This is a genomic window from Synechococcus elongatus PCC 11801, assembly GCF_003846445.2.
GTDB classification, from domain to species: Bacteria; Cyanobacteriota; Cyanobacteriia; order Synechococcales; family Synechococcaceae; genus Synechococcus; species Synechococcus elongatus_A.
The window spans coordinates 1672518-1686928 of record NZ_CP030139.2; the positions used below are offsets into that span (position 1 = coordinate 1672518).

At 56.4% G+C, this 14411-nt stretch carries 16 protein-coding genes; 6 read left to right on the top strand and 10 right to left on the bottom strand.

Going from position 1 to position 14411, the window contains the following annotated elements:
- The gene (gene argF / locus DOP62_RS08180) at positions 1 to 924 is read right to left on the bottom strand and encodes an ornithine carbamoyltransferase (RefSeq protein WP_208675714.1); all 924 of its coding nucleotides are present in this window, start codon (positions 922 to 924) and stop codon (positions 1 to 3) included.
- 71 nt (positions 925 to 995) lie between these two features.
- Positions 996 to 1859, bottom strand: a complete 864-nt coding sequence (btpA, locus tag DOP62_RS08185; protein ID WP_370538769.1) for a photosystem I biogenesis protein BtpA — start codon at positions 1857 to 1859, stop codon at positions 996 to 998.
- Between the two features lie 182 nt (positions 1860 to 2041).
- Between btpA and rimO the strand changes: the two genes are divergently transcribed.
- Complete coding sequence (rimO, locus tag DOP62_RS08190) at positions 2042 to 3400, top strand: 30S ribosomal protein S12 methylthiotransferase RimO (protein WP_208675712.1); 1359 nt, start codon at positions 2042 to 2044, stop codon at positions 3398 to 3400.
- Between the two features lie 5 nt (positions 3401 to 3405).
- A complete protein-coding gene (locus DOP62_RS08195; protein ID WP_208675710.1) occupies positions 3406 to 3900 on the top strand; it encodes an SRPBCC family protein in 495 nt (164 codons plus the stop codon).
- Positions 3901 to 4004: 104 nt separating this feature from the next.
- On the opposite strand, the gene infA is transcribed toward DOP62_RS08195, so the two are convergent.
- The 3 genes from infA to DOP62_RS08210 form a co-directional block, all read right to left on the bottom strand.
- A complete protein-coding gene (infA, locus tag DOP62_RS08200) occupies positions 4005 to 4217 on the bottom strand; it encodes a translation initiation factor IF-1 (RefSeq protein WP_011243906.1) in 213 nt (70 codons plus the stop codon).
- Positions 4218 to 4289: 72 nt separating this feature from the next.
- Positions 4290 to 4943: an HAD-IA family hydrolase gene (locus DOP62_RS08205; RefSeq protein ID WP_208675708.1), complete on the bottom strand. Its 654-nt coding sequence runs from the start codon at positions 4941 to 4943 to the stop codon at positions 4290 to 4292.
- Between the two features lie 9 nt (positions 4944 to 4952).
- Positions 4953 to 6149 (bottom strand): NAD(P)/FAD-dependent oxidoreductase, encoded by a 1197-nt coding sequence (locus tag DOP62_RS08210; protein WP_208675706.1) that lies wholly within the window; start codon positions 6147 to 6149, stop codon positions 4953 to 4955.
- A gap of 219 nt (positions 6150 to 6368) precedes the next feature.
- Between DOP62_RS08210 and DOP62_RS08215 the strand changes: the two genes are divergently transcribed.
- Positions 6369 to 6629, top strand: a complete 261-nt coding sequence (locus DOP62_RS08215) for a hypothetical protein (protein WP_208675705.1) — start codon at positions 6369 to 6371, stop codon at positions 6627 to 6629.
- A 41-nt stretch (positions 6630 to 6670) separates the two neighbouring features.
- Positions 6671 to 7369 carry a phosphoadenylyl-sulfate reductase gene (locus DOP62_RS08220; protein WP_208675703.1) on the top strand — a complete coding sequence of 233 codons (699 nt, stop codon included), beginning with the start codon at positions 6671 to 6673 and terminating at the stop codon, positions 7367 to 7369.
- Between the two features lie 12 nt (positions 7370 to 7381).
- Here the strand turns inward: DOP62_RS08220 and DOP62_RS08225 are convergent, their stop codons facing one another.
- Complete coding sequence (locus DOP62_RS08225) at positions 7382 to 8038, bottom strand: O-methyltransferase (RefSeq protein ID WP_208675701.1); 657 nt, start codon at positions 8036 to 8038, stop codon at positions 7382 to 7384.
- Here DOP62_RS08225 and DOP62_RS08230 point away from each other — a divergent pair.
- Positions 8027 to 8500: a hypothetical protein gene (locus DOP62_RS08230; RefSeq protein WP_208675699.1), complete on the top strand. Its 474-nt coding sequence runs from the start codon at positions 8027 to 8029 to the stop codon at positions 8498 to 8500. The two genes, DOP62_RS08225 and DOP62_RS08230, sit on opposite strands and share 12 nt — an antisense overlap.
- A gap of 207 nt (positions 8501 to 8707) precedes the next feature.
- On the top strand, positions 8708 to 9673 hold the full coding sequence (locus DOP62_RS08235; protein WP_208675696.1) for a protochlorophyllide reductase: 966 nt from the start codon (positions 8708 to 8710) through the stop codon (positions 9671 to 9673).
- 71 nt (positions 9674 to 9744) lie between these two features.
- Here DOP62_RS08235 and lysS read toward each other — a convergent pair whose 3' ends face one another.
- The 4 genes from lysS to DOP62_RS08255 form a co-directional block, all read right to left on the bottom strand.
- Positions 9745 to 11259: a lysine--tRNA ligase gene (gene lysS / locus DOP62_RS08240; protein ID WP_208675694.1), complete on the bottom strand. Its 1515-nt coding sequence runs from the start codon at positions 11257 to 11259 to the stop codon at positions 9745 to 9747.
- A 69-nt stretch (positions 11260 to 11328) separates the two neighbouring features.
- Positions 11329 to 12096, bottom strand: a complete 768-nt coding sequence (gene rpaB, locus DOP62_RS08245) for a response regulator transcription factor RpaB (protein WP_208675692.1) — start codon at positions 12094 to 12096, stop codon at positions 11329 to 11331.
- Between the two features lie 96 nt (positions 12097 to 12192).
- Positions 12193 to 13458 (bottom strand): ABC transporter substrate-binding protein, encoded by a 1266-nt coding sequence (locus tag DOP62_RS08250; protein WP_370538770.1) that lies wholly within the window; start codon positions 13456 to 13458, stop codon positions 12193 to 12195.
- A gap of 53 nt (positions 13459 to 13511) precedes the next feature.
- Positions 13512 to 14396, bottom strand: a complete 885-nt coding sequence (locus DOP62_RS08255; protein WP_208675690.1) for a LysR family transcriptional regulator — start codon at positions 14394 to 14396, stop codon at positions 13512 to 13514.
- Positions 14397 to 14411: the final 15 nt, after the last annotated feature.

Sequence of the window (14411 nt, forward strand, 5' to 3'; positions counted from 1 at the left end):
TCAGAACTGGACGGTATCAAGCAATAAGGCGAGCACTGCTTTCTGGGCGTGGAGGCGGTTTTCAGCCTGATCCCAGACGCGGGACTGCGATCCTTCAAGGACTTCCGCCGTGATTTCTTCTTCGCGGTGGGCGGGCAGGCAATGCAGCACGATCGCGGCGGGATCGGCTTTTTCCAGTAGGGCTTGGTTGAGTTGGTAGGGCGTAAAAGCTTTGACCCGCGCTTGGGCTTCTTCCTCTTGACCCATGCTGGCCCAGACATCGGTGTAGAGAACGTGAGCGCCTTGGGAAGCGGCGATCGGGTCGTGGAGGATTTCCACTTTGGCGCGATCGCCCGCAATCTCACGGGCTTTGGCGACAATCCGTTCCTGCGGCTGATAGTCGGGCGGGCAGGCGATGCGGACATTCATGCCGACTTGGGCACAACCCAGCAGTAGCGAATGGGCGACGTTATTGCCATCACCCAGATAGGTCAGCGTTAGGTCTTGCCACTGGCCAAAGTTTTCTTGGATCGTCTGCAAGTCCGCCAAGATTTGGCAGGGATGGTAGTCATCCGTCAGGGCATTGATGACGGGGATATCAGCGTAGTGGGCGTATTCTTCGAGGTCTTGCTGAGCGAAGGTGCGAATCGCCAGCACATCCAAATAGCGGCTGAGGACGCGCGCCGTATCCGCGATCGGTTCACCCCGCCCCACTTGGGTGACGTTGGGGTTGAGATCTAAAACTTGGCCGCCCATCTGCATGATGGCTGCCGAAAAACTGACACGGGTGCGGGTTGAGGACTTGCTGAAGATCAGTCCCAGTGTCTTAGGACAGTGGACGGCCGTTTGACCAGACTTGAGAGCAGCGGCCAGTTCCAAAATTTCGAGAACTTCTGCACTCGAAAGGTCCGCTAGCGTCAGTAGGTCGCGCCCTGCTAGTCCCATCGATCGCCTCCCCTGCAGAAACTTCTCATTCTACAGAGGCGATCGCAGCAATGCGCACCGGTATTTCTGCTTTAACGCGAGAGGCTAGCGCTATTGGTGTTGACTGCCTTGGGAGTTGCAACCGCTTGGGGACGTTGTTGGCAAGCCCGTACCGTATCGACAAAGCGGCCCACTCGCACCGGATCGATCGACTGCTCGCGTTTGCCTTGACGCTTCAGCGACGAGGAAACGATCACGCCATCCGCAGCTTGCAAGAGTTGGCCAATGTTCTCGATCGAGGCACCGCTACCAATAAACACAGGAACATCACCTGCGGCAGCTTTTGCCAGCTCCAAATCTTCTAGTGATGGCGGGCTGCCGGTTGCCCAACCGGAAAGAATCACACCGTCAGCCAGTCCACGCTCGATCGTGTCTTGCACAGCCACAGTCAGATTCGGTGTGCCTAGAGGTCGAGCGTGCTTGACCAAGACATCCGCCAGAATTTGGACATCACTGCCCAACTCACGCCGGTAGCGCAGCAGTTGATGGGCTTCGCCTTCAATCAAGCCCTGATCTGTGGCCATCACTCCTGTCAGGACATTGACGCGGATGAAGGCTGCACCAGTGCAACTCGCAATCGCCAAAGCACTGTGGGCATCGTTGCGCAGAACGTTCAGCCCCAAAGGAACGGTGACGAGGTTTTGCAGTCGCTCCACAATCAGCGTCATTGCACTGACAACGGCGGGATCGACGTGGTTTTTCGGAAAAGGTGCGTCGAAAAAGTTCTCAACAATAATGCCGTTCACACCGCCGGCAGCGAGGGCTGTTGCTTCCTGTTCAGCACGCTCAATCACAGCGCGCAGATTGCCGCCCCAGCGGGCTGCCGTAGGCAGCGGTTGCAGGTGCACCACGCCAATGACGGGGGTTGTGGTTCCGAAAATACGATGCAAATCCACGTCAGAATCGAGTTGCTGCCATCAATCGCGGGTCTGTAACAAGCATCATACTCTTTGGATGGAACGCCACTACTTCAGAGTCCAGAGTGGTGCGATAGGATCGACAAGCTATTCGACTTTCAGTTGTCGCTTGATCTGCACTGAAAGCGATCGCCTTTCCTTCATTCCGTTTGCGCGCTGCCATGACGGCCAAACCAACGATCGCGTTCTCGCACCTCGGGTGTGAGAAAAACCGCATCGACACTGAACACATGATTGGTTTGCTCGCTGAGGCAGGCTACGGCATCGATGCCAATGAAGAGCTGGCCGATGTGGTGGTGGTCAACACCTGCAGCTTCATTCAAGCGGCGCGGGAAGAATCGGTGCGCACGCTGGTGGAACTGGCGGAGTCGGGCAAGAAAATTGTGATCGCGGGCTGTCTCGCCCAGCATTTTCAGGATCAGCTTTTGGCTGAGCTGCCAGAAGCGATCGCCTTGGTAGGAACGGGCGATTATCACCGCATTGTTGACGTCCTGCAGCGCACGGAGAGTGGCGAGCGCGTCAACGCCATTTCTCAAGAACCTAGCTTCATTGCGGACGAAAATCTACCGCGCTATCGCACCACGACGTCAGCCGTCGCCTATCTGCGGGTCGCGGAAGGCTGCGACTACCGCTGCGCTTTTTGCATCATTCCGCACCTGCGGGGCAAGCAGCGATCGCGATCGATTGAATCGATCGTGGCCGAAGCGCATCAACTGGCCTCTGAGGGTGTGCAGGAGCTGGTGCTGATCTCGCAAATCACCACCAACTATGGCCTCGATCGCTACGGCAAACCGATGCTGGCGGAACTGCTGCGCCAACTTGGTCAAGTCGATGTGCCGTGGATTCGCATTCACTACGCTTATCCAACAGGCCTGACGCCAGACGTCATTGCCGCGATCCGCGAAACGCACAACGTGCTGCCCTATCTCGATCTGCCGTTGCAGCATTCCCATCCCGAGATTCTCAAGGCGATGAATCGGCCTTGGCAGGGCAACGTCAACGATCGCATCATCGAGCAACTGAAAGAAGCCTTGCCAGATGCGGTGTTGCGAACCACCTTCATCGCTGGCTTCCCCGGTGAAACGGAAGCCCATTTCCGTCACCTTCAGCAGTTCATCGAGCGTCACGAGTTTGATCACGTCGGTGTCTTTGCCTTCTCGCCGGAAGATGGAACGGCTGCGATCGATCTGCCGAATCCTGTACCGGATGAAGTTAAGGAAGCGCGCCGTGATGCCTTGATGGCAACGCAGCAACCGATCGCAGAACGTCGTAATCGTGCTCAGATTGGTCGTTTGGTTGATGTCTTAATCGAGCAAGAACAACCGAGCACCGGTCTCAAAATTGGGCGATCGGCACGCTTTGCCCCCGAAGTCGATGGCATGGTCTACGTCCAAGGCGAAGCCGCCCTCGGCAGCTTGGTCACTGTGCGGATCACGGACGCCGATATCTACGACCTGCACGGCGAAGTTGCCAGCGCTGCGGATCTGTTCCAAGCCAGTCGTCAGCCGAGTCTTACTTAGGTCTCATGCGACGATTTCAGCGATCGACGGTTATCGAAGCACCGCGGGAATTGGTGTGGGCTTTCCACGAACAGCCTGATGTTTTGCAGCAGTTGACGCCGCCTTGGTTGCCGGTGGAGATTGTGCGACGGGAAGGCGGGCTGGGGCCTGGAGCTGTTTCGGAGTTTCGGCTCTGGTTAGGTCCGGTGCCGATTCGTTGGGTTGCCACCCATGGTGATGACTACGAGCCAGGGCGCTGCTTTTGCGATCGCCAAAGCCAAGGTCCCTTTACGGAATGGCTGCATCGTCATGTCTTCAGCCGCGAGGGCGATCGCACCCGTCTGATTGATGAGGTGGAATACGCACTGCCCGGCGGTTGGCTGGCAGAGTTGAGTGTTGGTCCAGTGGTCGATGCACAGCTGGAACGCCTATTTGCCTATCGCCAACAGGTCACGAAGCAGTGGTGCGAAAGCCGCAGCGAAGCGGTTCAAGCATCGGAATTGCCCCAGCAAAAAAGCTGAGCTTTTCACCAAAGCCCAGCTTTTTTGCAAGATTGATTCGGTTCCTTCAAAGATGCAGTCTCGCCGCAAGGTTTGCTAGAACGAGTGCTGCATCCAACGATTGATTACTTACGGTGACGGAAGGTAATCCGACCGCGACCCAAATCATAGGGGCTGACTTCAACAGTCACTTTGTCGCCCGCCAAGACCTTAATTTTGTTCTTGGTCAATTTGCCAGCAGCTCGGCACAGGCACTGGTGTCCTGGGGGCTGATCGAGGACTACTAAATAAAAACCGTTGCCCTGTTCGCGTTCAACGACGCCAGACGTCTCAATCATGCAAGCTCTGTGGACTTCCAATTGTCCACTCTAGCAGTCTGACCGGACGGGCGATCGCCTTTTGCTGTAGCGTCAAGGCTCGCGCTTCAGCCAAATTGGCTGGAGACCTGCTGCTTGCGCGCCTCGCACATCCTCTCGGAAACTGTCGCCAATGTGCCAAGCCTGATGGGGCTGGCACTGTTGTTGTGCCAAAGCAGTCGCGAAGACAAGGCGATCGGGTTTGGCAGCTCCGACCTCTGGCGAAATCGTGACGCTGCTGAAATAAGGGGCTAAACCAAGGCTATCGAGGACGGGATAAATGCGGCTATCGAAGTTGGAGATGATTCCTAAAGCCACGCCGCGATCGCGCCAATAGTCCAACAGCGGCCAGACATCGTCGTAGACAAACCACGGCTCTGGCCCTTGAAAATAGCGATAGAGGGCGTGGAAAAAGTCGGCAAACGTCTGATCAGAAAATTGCTCTAAATCTCCCGATCGCTCAAATGTGCGCCGTGCGATTGCTTGCCACCACTCATACTCCAAGGCAGGAACTTGCGCCGGTGGTGCCTCAGGAAACGCGAGTGGCGGTGCTTCTTGAAACGCTGCATAAAACGCGTCATTCAAGCGCCGTGCATTGGCATCGACGCCAAACTCTAGTGCTAGCTGACGATAGGCCAAACCGACACTGCCCTTCACGCCAAAGAGTGTCCCCACCGCATCAAAGAAAATGACCTGAGGATCAGCCATAACCAGCCATTAAGAGTGCAGCAGCGAGTCGAAGGGTTGGAGCAGCCAATTCAGACCCACCCGACATTGTTGCGTTGGAGTGGGCATCCGGTAAAGGTAGGCGAGGCGTCGCGCGACAGCAGCCAGTGGGCCTTCTAACGTCAGTCCCAACCCCGTTAGGGTCGCATTGCCAGAACCCAATGCCAGCATCTCTCCCAGCGCTTGGTACTGGAAGTCAGCCAAGGACTGATCTCGCCGTTGGGCAACCAAGTTGGCAGCCAGACAGCTGGCTTGTTGAAATGCCGCTTGAGCGGTAGCTGGAATCGCTTTGCCATCGACAGTGGGCAATTCTGCTAAATCCCCGAGCGCAAACAGGTTGTCGTAGCCGTTGATTTGTAGCGTCAGCTGAGTTTGCAGTTGACCCCGAGCATTTTTAGGTAAATCCAGAGCAGCCACCGCTGCAGGCACGCGGTTCCCCACAGTCCACAAGACCAGATCGATATTGCTGAGTCGTTCCGTTTGATCGCCGCGTTGCAGCACGATCGCATCGGCTTCCACAGCAGCCACGCCTGTTTTCAAATCCAAAAGAATCTGGCGCTGCTGTAAAGCTCGTTCTGCGGCTTCACGGTTAAATTCCGGCGAGTTGCGCAGGATGTCTTCACCTAACTCAATCAGGCGAATCCAGGCACGATCGCCCAAGCGATCAGCTAGCTTGCAAGCCAGCTCAACCCCACTGGGACCCGCTCCAACCACCGCAATGCGGACTTGGCGATCGGGCTGACGCTCCAACTCGCTCAACCGGGCATTGAGGGCGATCGCATCCTCTAAGCTGCGGAACGGCAGCGCATGGGTTTCTGCTCCAGGAGCAAGATCACGAGGCGTTTCACCACCCAAAGCCAATACCAACTGGCCAAACTCAAAGACTTGTCCCGATTCCAGAACGACGCGCTGTTGCTGGAGATCGACTTCGCTCACTACGCCGCGATGGAATTGGATCGGCGTATTCGCCAGCAGATCGCGATAGCGGGGGGCGACTTCCCAGGCCTGCAGCTCGCCTGTGATCAGTTCGTAGAGCAGCGGTAAAAAGACAAAGCGATCGCTGCGATCGATCAGGTGAATGGCGGGACGCGTGACACCTTGCCAAGACTGTTGGGCGAGCGCCAGTGCTGTGTAGAGTCCGCCAAATCCACCGCCGAGAATACAGATTGCTGAGTTGGCGCTGACCATGATGCGCGGTGCCACTGTAAGGTTTTGTCTCTTCTGCAGGATAACGATTTGCCGCGATCGCCGCCGGTCTCGTGGCTGACGTTGTGGAAGGCTCAGGGATTGCTGCAACTAACGGTTGCCTGAGCAATATTCAGGGCGATCCAAAGAGTTCCTGCAGTTTGCGGATGGTTCTAAAAAGGGAATGTCAAACTGAGGATATTCCTGCTCCCTTTTACTTCTATGGCCAAGCACACCCAGGCCCACATGTCGCGCCGCGTCAGCAAATTTAAGCCCGGCGGACTGAGCACGATGACGCGCAAGCAGATGGAATATTACATGGGTGCCAAGCTGCTGGAATTGGGCGTTGAACCGAAGTCGGCGATCTATCGCTGGGAAACGACCGAGGAAGGCAACGACGCCATTTACACCTACAGTGCCTATTGGGGTGAGTCGCGGCAGCAGATTGAACAGGGTCTTGAACCCGCTGCACCGACGGCCTAGCTCTAGCTCTTCATTCTGTTGCGATCGCTCAAACGAATTCCATGCCTGCTTTGTTGCCCAACCTGACCGAAATCAATGCTCAGCTTGCTGATCAAGAAGCCACGCAGATCATTCAGTGGGCAGCAACTGAATTTGGCTCAGGGCTGGTTCTCAGCACAAGTTTTGGCATTCAGTCGGCGGTGATGCTGCACTTGGCTACTCAGGTGCAGCCGGATATTCCGGTGATTTGGATCGACACGGGTTATCTTCCTGCAGAGACTTATCAGTTTGCGGCAGAGCTGACGGAACGGCTCAAGCTGAATCTCAAGGTCTATCAATCCGAAATTAGTCCGGCGCGGATGGAAGCGCTCTATGGGCGGTTGTGGGAGAGCGAGTCGGTTGAGGATTTCAACCGCTATGACCAGCTACGCAAGGTAGAGCCGATGAATCGCGCCTTGCGGGAATTGGGTGCAACGGCTTGGTTATCGGGCGTACGGCGGCAGCAAACGGCTCATCGCCAGTCGATGCAAATTGTCGACTTCAAGGATGATCGCTATGCAATTCGGCCGATTCTCGGCTGGCACTCCCGCGACATTTATCAATATCTGACTGCTCACGATCTGCCCTACCATCCGCTCTTTGATCAGGGCTACGTCACCGTTGGCGACTGGCATTCCAGCCGTCCTCTGCAGGCGGACGACAGTGATGAGCGCAGCACTCGTTTCAGGGGCTTAAAGCAAGAGTGCGGCCTGCACTTGTAACCTGCGATCGCCTCAGTTGCAGGGTCGGATCAAAGCAATACCGTCCCCAAGCGGTAGCAAGCTGACTTGCAACGTGGGATCAGCAGCGATCGCAGCATTGAAGTCGCGCAGAGCTTGAGTGCGGCGATCGCCATCGTCAGGATCAGCGACGCGACCAGACCACAACACGTTATCCACCGCGATCAATCCCTTGGGAGCGAGGAGCGATCGCGCGGCTTGGAAATAGTCAGATGTAGCGCGTTTGTCGGCATCAATCCAAATGAAATCGAAGCGATCGCCCTGCTGTTGCAACTGCTGGAGAGCCGGACGAATTTCGCCTTGCTGTAGTTGAATACGATCGCTCAATCCCACTGATTCCCAGTACTGTCGGGCTAAATCCGTGGTGGCGCGATCGCGATCGAGGGTCAAAATCGAGCTGGTTTGTGGCAGAGCGATCGCCATTGCCAGGGTGCTGTAGCCCAGGCCTGTTCCCAGTTCCAAGACCCGCTGATAGCCCCCAATTTGCATGAGCAAGGCTAAAAATTGCGATTGGGTCGGCGTAATCCCCAACTTTGCGGCAGCATGAGTCGCGGTTTGTTCCCGCCAAGTCTGCAGCAGCGCGGGTTCAGGAGTCGTCATGGCCTGCAGATAGTCCGCGATCGCCGCCGTGACAAAGACTTGTTGCCCCATGAAATCGGGTGGAATGCCGTTCCGTACAATAACGGCTGTTGTGAACGGGCGATCGCGGTGCGCTGGCTGGCTGTTGTCCTTGTTGTCTTGCTCTCGGCCTGTACTGCCTTTGGCCTGCCCGATCGCGCGGTGATTCGCGCCGGTCTGACGCTGCAACTTCAGCAAACCGAAACCCAGCTCAGTGATCAGCTCCGGCTGGCGACACCAATCATTCGGGTGCGAAAACTCAAAATCCGCGATCGCCAACCCCTCGAAATTGGTGGTCGTCCTGCCTTTCGGGTACTGGGTCAAGCCGATTGGCAACTGCAGCAATCGGGTCAAAAACAACAGATCAAAGCCCAGCCCTTTGAGCTGTATCTGCAACGTCAGCCCCAAGCTCGTACTTGGCGGCTCGCCATTCCTCAGCCGTCATCCCAGAGCGATCGCCAAGAGTGGTCAACCTACGCCATTCCCTTAGCTTGAAGCGGTTGGCGAGCGATCGCTGGTCATCAATCAGTTCTGAGAATCGCTTGCCTGATCTCTGAGAGCAAAAGCTGAAACTATTGCAAACTCGCAAGCTTTCTCAATCTTTCCATAGCTTTAAAATCCTTTACCGGCGCGGTTTCTGGCGTTTGGCGTGGGAGACTCAAACAAGATTCGCGGTGCATTGCATTTAGGAGTCTGAGCGAGATGAGCGAGACGCAGCAACCCACGGTCATCATTACGGGCGCTTCCTCGGGCGTGGGCCTCTACGGTGCGAAAGCGCTGGCAGCCCGTGGCTGGCACGTGGTGATGGCTTGCCGCAACCTGCAGAAAGCAGCTGAGGCCGCCAAGTCCTTGGGAATCAAACCCGAGAACTACAGCCTGATGGAAATCGATTTAGGCTCGCTCGCTAGTGTGCGCCGCTTTGTCGATCAGTTCCGTGCAACGGGGCGCAGCCTTGATGCTTTGGTCTGCAATGCTGCTGTCTATCTGCCGCGCTTAAAAGAGCCGCAACGCAGTCCCGAAGGCTACGAAATTTCGGTGGCGACCAACCACTTCGGTCACTTCTTGCTCTGCAATCTATTGCTGGATGATTTGAAGCGATCGCCCGCTCCTGAAAAACGGTTGGTGATTCTCGGCACGGTCACTGCGAACTCCAAGGAACTGGGCGGCAAAATCCCCATTCCAGCACCGGCGGATCTCGGTAACCTTGAAGGTCTAGAAGCCGGTTTCAAAGCTCCGATCGCGATGATTGATGGCAAGAAATTCAAGCCCGGCAAGGCTTACAAAGACAGTAAGCTCTGCAACATGATCACCACGCGGGAGCTGCACCGCCGCTTCCACGACAGCACCGGCATTATCTTCAGCTCGCTCTATCCGGGCTGCGTTGCCGATACACCCCTGTTCCGCAACACGCCCAAGCTGTTCCAAAAAATCTTCCCGTGGTTCCAAAAGAACATCACAGGCGGTTATGTCACCCAAGAACTCGCAGGGGAACGGGTCGCGCAAGTTGTTGCTGATCCAGAATTCAAAACCTCTGGCGTTCACTGGAGCTGGGGTAACCGCCAGCAAAAAGATCGTCAGTCCTTCGTCCAAGAGCTATCGGATAAGGCCAGTGATGATCGCACGGCACAACGCCTCTGGGATCTGAGCGCCAAACTCGTCGGTCTCTAAATCCGTATTTCGGTCAGCAGGGTGGGAGACGTAATGCCTTCCACCCTGTTTTTGTCTCTGATGAATACGGCCTAACTGTCCGCAGCTTCAGTTGTCACTTCGGGGCGCAGCAACGGGAAGGCAATCACATCACGGATGCTGGGGCTATCGGTCAGCAACATCACCAGGCGATCGATACCAATCCCAAGACCACCCGTCGGCGGCATTCCATGCTCCAGCGCCAGCAAGAAGTCTTCGTCAACATCGTTGGCTTCGACATTACCTGCGGCTTTATCGGCGGCTTGGGCTTCCAAGCGCTGCCGTTGATCGACCGGATCGGTTAACTCCGAGAAGCTGTTGGCAGTTTCACGCCCGACGATGAATAGCTCAAAGCGCTCCACGAGACCAGGCTTGCTGCGGTGCGGCTTCGCCAGCGGCGAAATTTCCACGGGATAGTCGATCACAAACGTCGGCTGAATCAGTGTTGCTTCCACCTTCTCTTCGAAGCAGTGGTTGAGCAGCTTGCCGAGGCTGGGGCAATCCTCCGGTACTGGAATGCCTGCTGCTTTCACCGCTGCGATTCCCGCTTCCAGATCCGGCAGTGCCTCAAAGTCGATACCCGTCGCTGCCAACACGAGTTCAGCCATGGTTGCCCGTTTCCACGGCGGCGCCAGATCGATGGTTTGACCTTGGTAGGGCACTTGCAGCGACCCCACTACCTGCTCAGCGACTTGGGCGATCAGGGTTTCCGTCAAGCGCATCATGTCCTCGTAGTCGGCATAGGCCTGATAGACCTCGATCGAGGTGAACTCGGGGTTATGGCGGGTCGAAATGCCTTCGTTGCGGAAGATGCGCCCCAGTTCAAACACTTTCTCGAAGCCACCCACAATCAAGCGTTTGAGGTGCAACTCGGTCGCAATCCGCAGATAAAGGTCGAGTTCCAGCGTGTTGTGGTAAGTGATGAAAGGCCGAGCTTCCGCGCCACCCGCTTCCGCTTGCAGAACCGGCGTTTCGATTTCAATGAAGCCTTGGTCTTCGAGGTAGCGCCGAATTGCAGCAGTAATTTTGGCGCGGCGCCGAAACGTCTCCCGCACTTCCGGATTGACGATCAGGTCCACGTAGCGCTGGCGGTAGCGCTTCTCCACATCCGTCAGTCCGTGCCACTTATCGGGCAGTGGTTGGAGGGACTTGGTGAGAATGGCGTACTGATTGACTGCGATCGAGAGTTCGCCTTTCTCGGTGCGGCGAATGCTGCCTTTGACGCCGAGAATATCGCCCACATCCGTCAGGGCTTTGAGATGGCTGAAGGCTTCGGGGTCGGTCGCCGCCATCGATTCGCTCAGTCGTTGCTTTTCTAGGTAGAGCTGAATCTGACCGCTCTCATCCTGCAACGTAAAAAAGGCGAGCTTGCCAAAGACACGACGGGCCATAATTCGACCCGCGATCGCCACCTCAACATCGACTTCTTCCCCAGCCGGCAAGTCAGCATAGAGCGATTGGAGTTGCGCGGCGCTGTGGCTACAATCCCAGCGATAGGCATAGGGCTCAAAGCCGAGCTCACGCAGTTGCAGAGCTTTTTCGAGGCGAGTGGCGCGCAAGTCAGACATGGAGGACGAAACCGGCGATCGGACAGCAGTACCGTTCCATCATCCGTGATTTACTAACCGGCGATCGCCTTAAGCACCGGCGGCTTCGGGTAAATCTTTGAGGCGCTGCGAGGTGTAGCCCGTTCCGCGGACCGTGATGATCAGCTCAGGATTGCGCGGATCAGATTCGAGCTTCGATCGCAAACGAGCGACATAGACATCCACAACCCGCAGATCAGCATTGCGACGGGGTGGATAGCCCCAGAGTTCTTCGAGAATTTCGGCGCGGGGAACAACACGACCGGGCTGGCGGAACAGCAGTTCCAGCAAGCTGAATTCGGTATAGGTCAAGGGCACTCGCTCGCCCCGCTGAAAGACTTGGCGGCGATTGGTATCAATTTCCACATCGCTGATGCGGATGACCCCGGGCGATGACGGCGCAGACAGGGCACTTGGGGAGTCGTCGAGCCGACGCAGAATGGTGGCGATCCGAGCTTCCAACTCCTTGGGGGAAAAGGGCTTCGGTAAGTAGTCGTCGGCCCCTAAGTCCAAGCCGGTGATGCGATCAGCAATATCGCCCAAGGCGGACAGCATGATGATCGGGACATCCGAAAGCTTGCGCAACTCACGGCAAACCCCGTAGCCATCGAGCTTGGGCAGCATCACATCGAGGACGATTAAATCGGGGGCTTCCTGCTCGAACATCGCCAAAGCTTCATGGCCATCACTGGCGACCACCACCTGATAGCCGGCCATCGATAGACGCATGGTGAGGATGCGGCGCACCGCAGCTTCGTCATCCACAACTAAAATTTTTTCCTTCGGCGTCGAAGGCTCAACTGCTTTAAGCGATCGCATGAGGATGCCGTTTTATGACAAAAGATTTATTTATGTGATCAACTGTAACAAGCTCTGTGGCGATCGCCTGAAATCCTTAAGGAAGCTGCCCAATTGCTAGCGGCTGCTGTTCCAAGCTGCTGCCGCATCAGCCACTGCTTGCTCGACGGTTTTGCGTTCCAGCATCGCCGCCTGCAGGTTTTCATAAATCAGACGCTGCAACTCCTTCATCTCTGCAGCCGCTGGGACAAGGACTTGTGCGGTGTCCATTTGGGCGGCACTGATCGATCGCGCTTGAGTGAGGGTTGAACTGATATCACCGCGATCGCGGAGCTGTTGGCGATAGTCCTTGAGCGAAGCGGTCGTGGAAGGCAAGACATTCGCTGCCTTGGCAAAACTGAGCTGGTTGGCGCTGTCGGTGACGTAGAGCGCGAATTTAAGGCCAACCTCGCGATCGCTCGCATCTTGAGGGACAACGACATTCATCACCGCCACATTGCGCTTGCCCGTTTTGCCAGTAAGTTGAGGGGCCGGTCCCGAGACTGCTGCGATCGCAGGTGCATTGGTGGCGATCGCATTCAGAAACTCCGGACCAGTCTGTAGCAGTGCAATCTCACCGGATTGATAGAGTTCGACGGCGCGGCGGTGGCCTTGGGTCAGGCTTTCCTGCGGTAGCAAGCCCTGTTGATAAAGATCGACCCAGTAGCGGAAGGCAGCAATCCCTTCGGGTGTATTGAAAGCAGCTTTGCCTTGGTCATCGACCAGCTTCACGCCCATCTGTACCATCGACTCCAGCACTTCACCGGAATCCTCAGGCACGAAGGTGACGAAAAAGGCGTACTTGCCGGTGCGATCGCGAATTTGTTTTGCTGCGATCGCTAGTTCTGCATAGGTCGCCGGTGGCTTCTGCAAACCTGCCTGCTGCATCAAATTGCGGTTGAAGATCGTGATCCGTGTCGTCAGGTACCAAGGCAACCCAAATGCTTGCCCCTGCAAACTGCTGGCCTGCCAAATATTGGGCAGATAGCGATTGCGCTGCTCCGGCGTCACCGCTTGGTTGAGATCGAGCAGTGCACCTCGTGCAGCCAGTTGCGAGGCAAAGACGGGATTGAGATTCACCACATCTGGCGCAGTACCAGCAGAAACCGCCGTCAGGATTTTGCTCTCCATCGCTGACCAAGGAATATCCACCCAGCGCACCCGTGCACCAGGATTTTCCTGCTCAAAGCGATCGATTAATTCGTTGAAAAAGGGCGTGAACTTCGGCTGTAGCTGCATCGTCCAGAAGACGATTTCACCATCGCTCTGACTGCTACGGGCACAGCCCAATAACAGGCCAACCAAAATCACTGCAAGACAGCAGCGACGCCAAGAGCGAATCATGCAGAACAGTCCTCAAGCAAATGGGATGGGCGATCGCGATTCGACTTTTCAGGCTAGCCTGTGGCGCGTGGCTCTGGCGCAGTTTGGCGCAGGACATCCAGAAAGGCAAACACCGATGGCACCTGCATCGCACTCGCTAAGATTGCAGCGCCAATCACCCGCTCCAGCGGAATTGGGAGGGGGTGAGCAGCCACCTCTGGTGGGATTGGCACTGCTGCCAACCGTGGCAAAATCGCTGCTCCTAACCCTTGAGCCACCATGCTGACAATCGTGGAATCCTCTTTGATCTCGTAAGCCACCTTGAGCTCTTGGTGCGCTGTTGCCCAATGCTGTCGCACCGCTGTGGTGCATTCCGCATAGTTATAGAGGATGAACTCATAGCGCGAGAGCTGTGCCCAGGTCAGCGGTTGGCCGGACGGATGGGCATGACTGGGCAAGAGCACGACATATTCATCGCGGGTAATTTCCCATGTATCAAACTCTTCTGATCGGGGCAGCGGCACCAGACCGATATCGACTTTGCCTTCTCGCAAAGCCTGCTCGACACCTTGGGGGTCAGTTTCGATGATGCTGACGCTAACGCCGGGGCATCGCTGCCGAAACAGCGCCAGCCGAGACGGTAGCACGTGGGTGGCAGCACTGCGAAACGAGGCAATCCGTAGATGGCCGCCCTGCAAACCTTTTTCAAGATTGACTTCATGCACCATGCTGTCGTGCAGTTGCAGCATTCGCTGGGCTAGTTGCACAACTCGCTCCCCAACCCGAGTGGGACGCGCTCCAAACCGCCCCCGCGACAGCAGCACTACGCCAAGTTCATCTTCCAGCGCAGCGATCGCCCGACTGACGGCTGGCTGCGAGAGATCGAGTTGCAGGGCAGCCGCCGAGAAATTCCCTGTCTCTACGACTGCGGCCAGAATCTGCAGTTGCGTAATGTTCATAACGACAATCTATGC

Excerpts from the sequence above, each read along its gene's own strand:
- argF (WP_208675714.1), bottom strand. The coding sequence starts at position 924 with ATGGGACTAGCAGGGCGCGACCTACTGACGCTAGCGGACCTTTCGAGT.
- DOP62_RS08205 (WP_208675708.1), bottom strand. The coding sequence starts at position 4,943 with ATGGCTGATCCTCAGGTCATTTTCTTTGATGCGGTGGGGACACTCTTT.
- DOP62_RS08210 (WP_208675706.1), bottom strand. The coding sequence starts at position 6,149 with ATGGTCAGCGCCAACTCAGCAATCTGTATTCTCGGCGGTGGATTTGGC.
- DOP62_RS08195 (WP_208675710.1), top strand. The coding sequence starts at position 3,406 with ATGCGACGATTTCAGCGATCGACGGTTATCGAAGCACCGCGGGAATTG.
- rpaB (WP_208675692.1), bottom strand. The coding sequence starts at position 12,096 with ATGCGATCGCTTAAAGCAGTTGAGCCTTCGACGCCGAAGGAAAAAATT.
- DOP62_RS08250 (WP_370538770.1), bottom strand. The coding sequence starts at position 13,458 with ATGATTCGCTCTTGGCGTCGCTGCTGTCTTGCAGTGATTTTGGTTGGC.
- DOP62_RS08235 (WP_208675696.1), top strand. The coding sequence starts at position 8,708 with ATGAGCGAGACGCAGCAACCCACGGTCATCATTACGGGCGCTTCCTCG.
- DOP62_RS08220 (WP_208675703.1), top strand. The coding sequence starts at position 6,671 with ATGCCTGCTTTGTTGCCCAACCTGACCGAAATCAATGCTCAGCTTGCT.
- DOP62_RS08215 (WP_208675705.1), top strand. The coding sequence starts at position 6,369 with ATGGCCAAGCACACCCAGGCCCACATGTCGCGCCGCGTCAGCAAATTT.
- DOP62_RS08225 (WP_208675701.1), bottom strand. The coding sequence starts at position 8,038 with ATGGGGCAACAAGTCTTTGTCACGGCGGCGATCGCGGACTATCTGCAG.
- lysS (WP_208675694.1), bottom strand. The coding sequence starts at position 11,259 with ATGTCTGACTTGCGCGCCACTCGCCTCGAAAAAGCTCTGCAACTGCGT.
- infA (WP_011243906.1), bottom strand. The coding sequence starts at position 4,217 with ATGATTGAGACGTCTGGCGTCGTTGAACGCGAACAGGGCAACGGTTTT.
- DOP62_RS08255 (WP_208675690.1), bottom strand. The coding sequence starts at position 14,396 with ATGAACATTACGCAACTGCAGATTCTGGCCGCAGTCGTAGAGACAGGG.
- rimO (WP_208675712.1), top strand. The coding sequence starts at position 2,042 with ATGACGGCCAAACCAACGATCGCGTTCTCGCACCTCGGGTGTGAGAAA.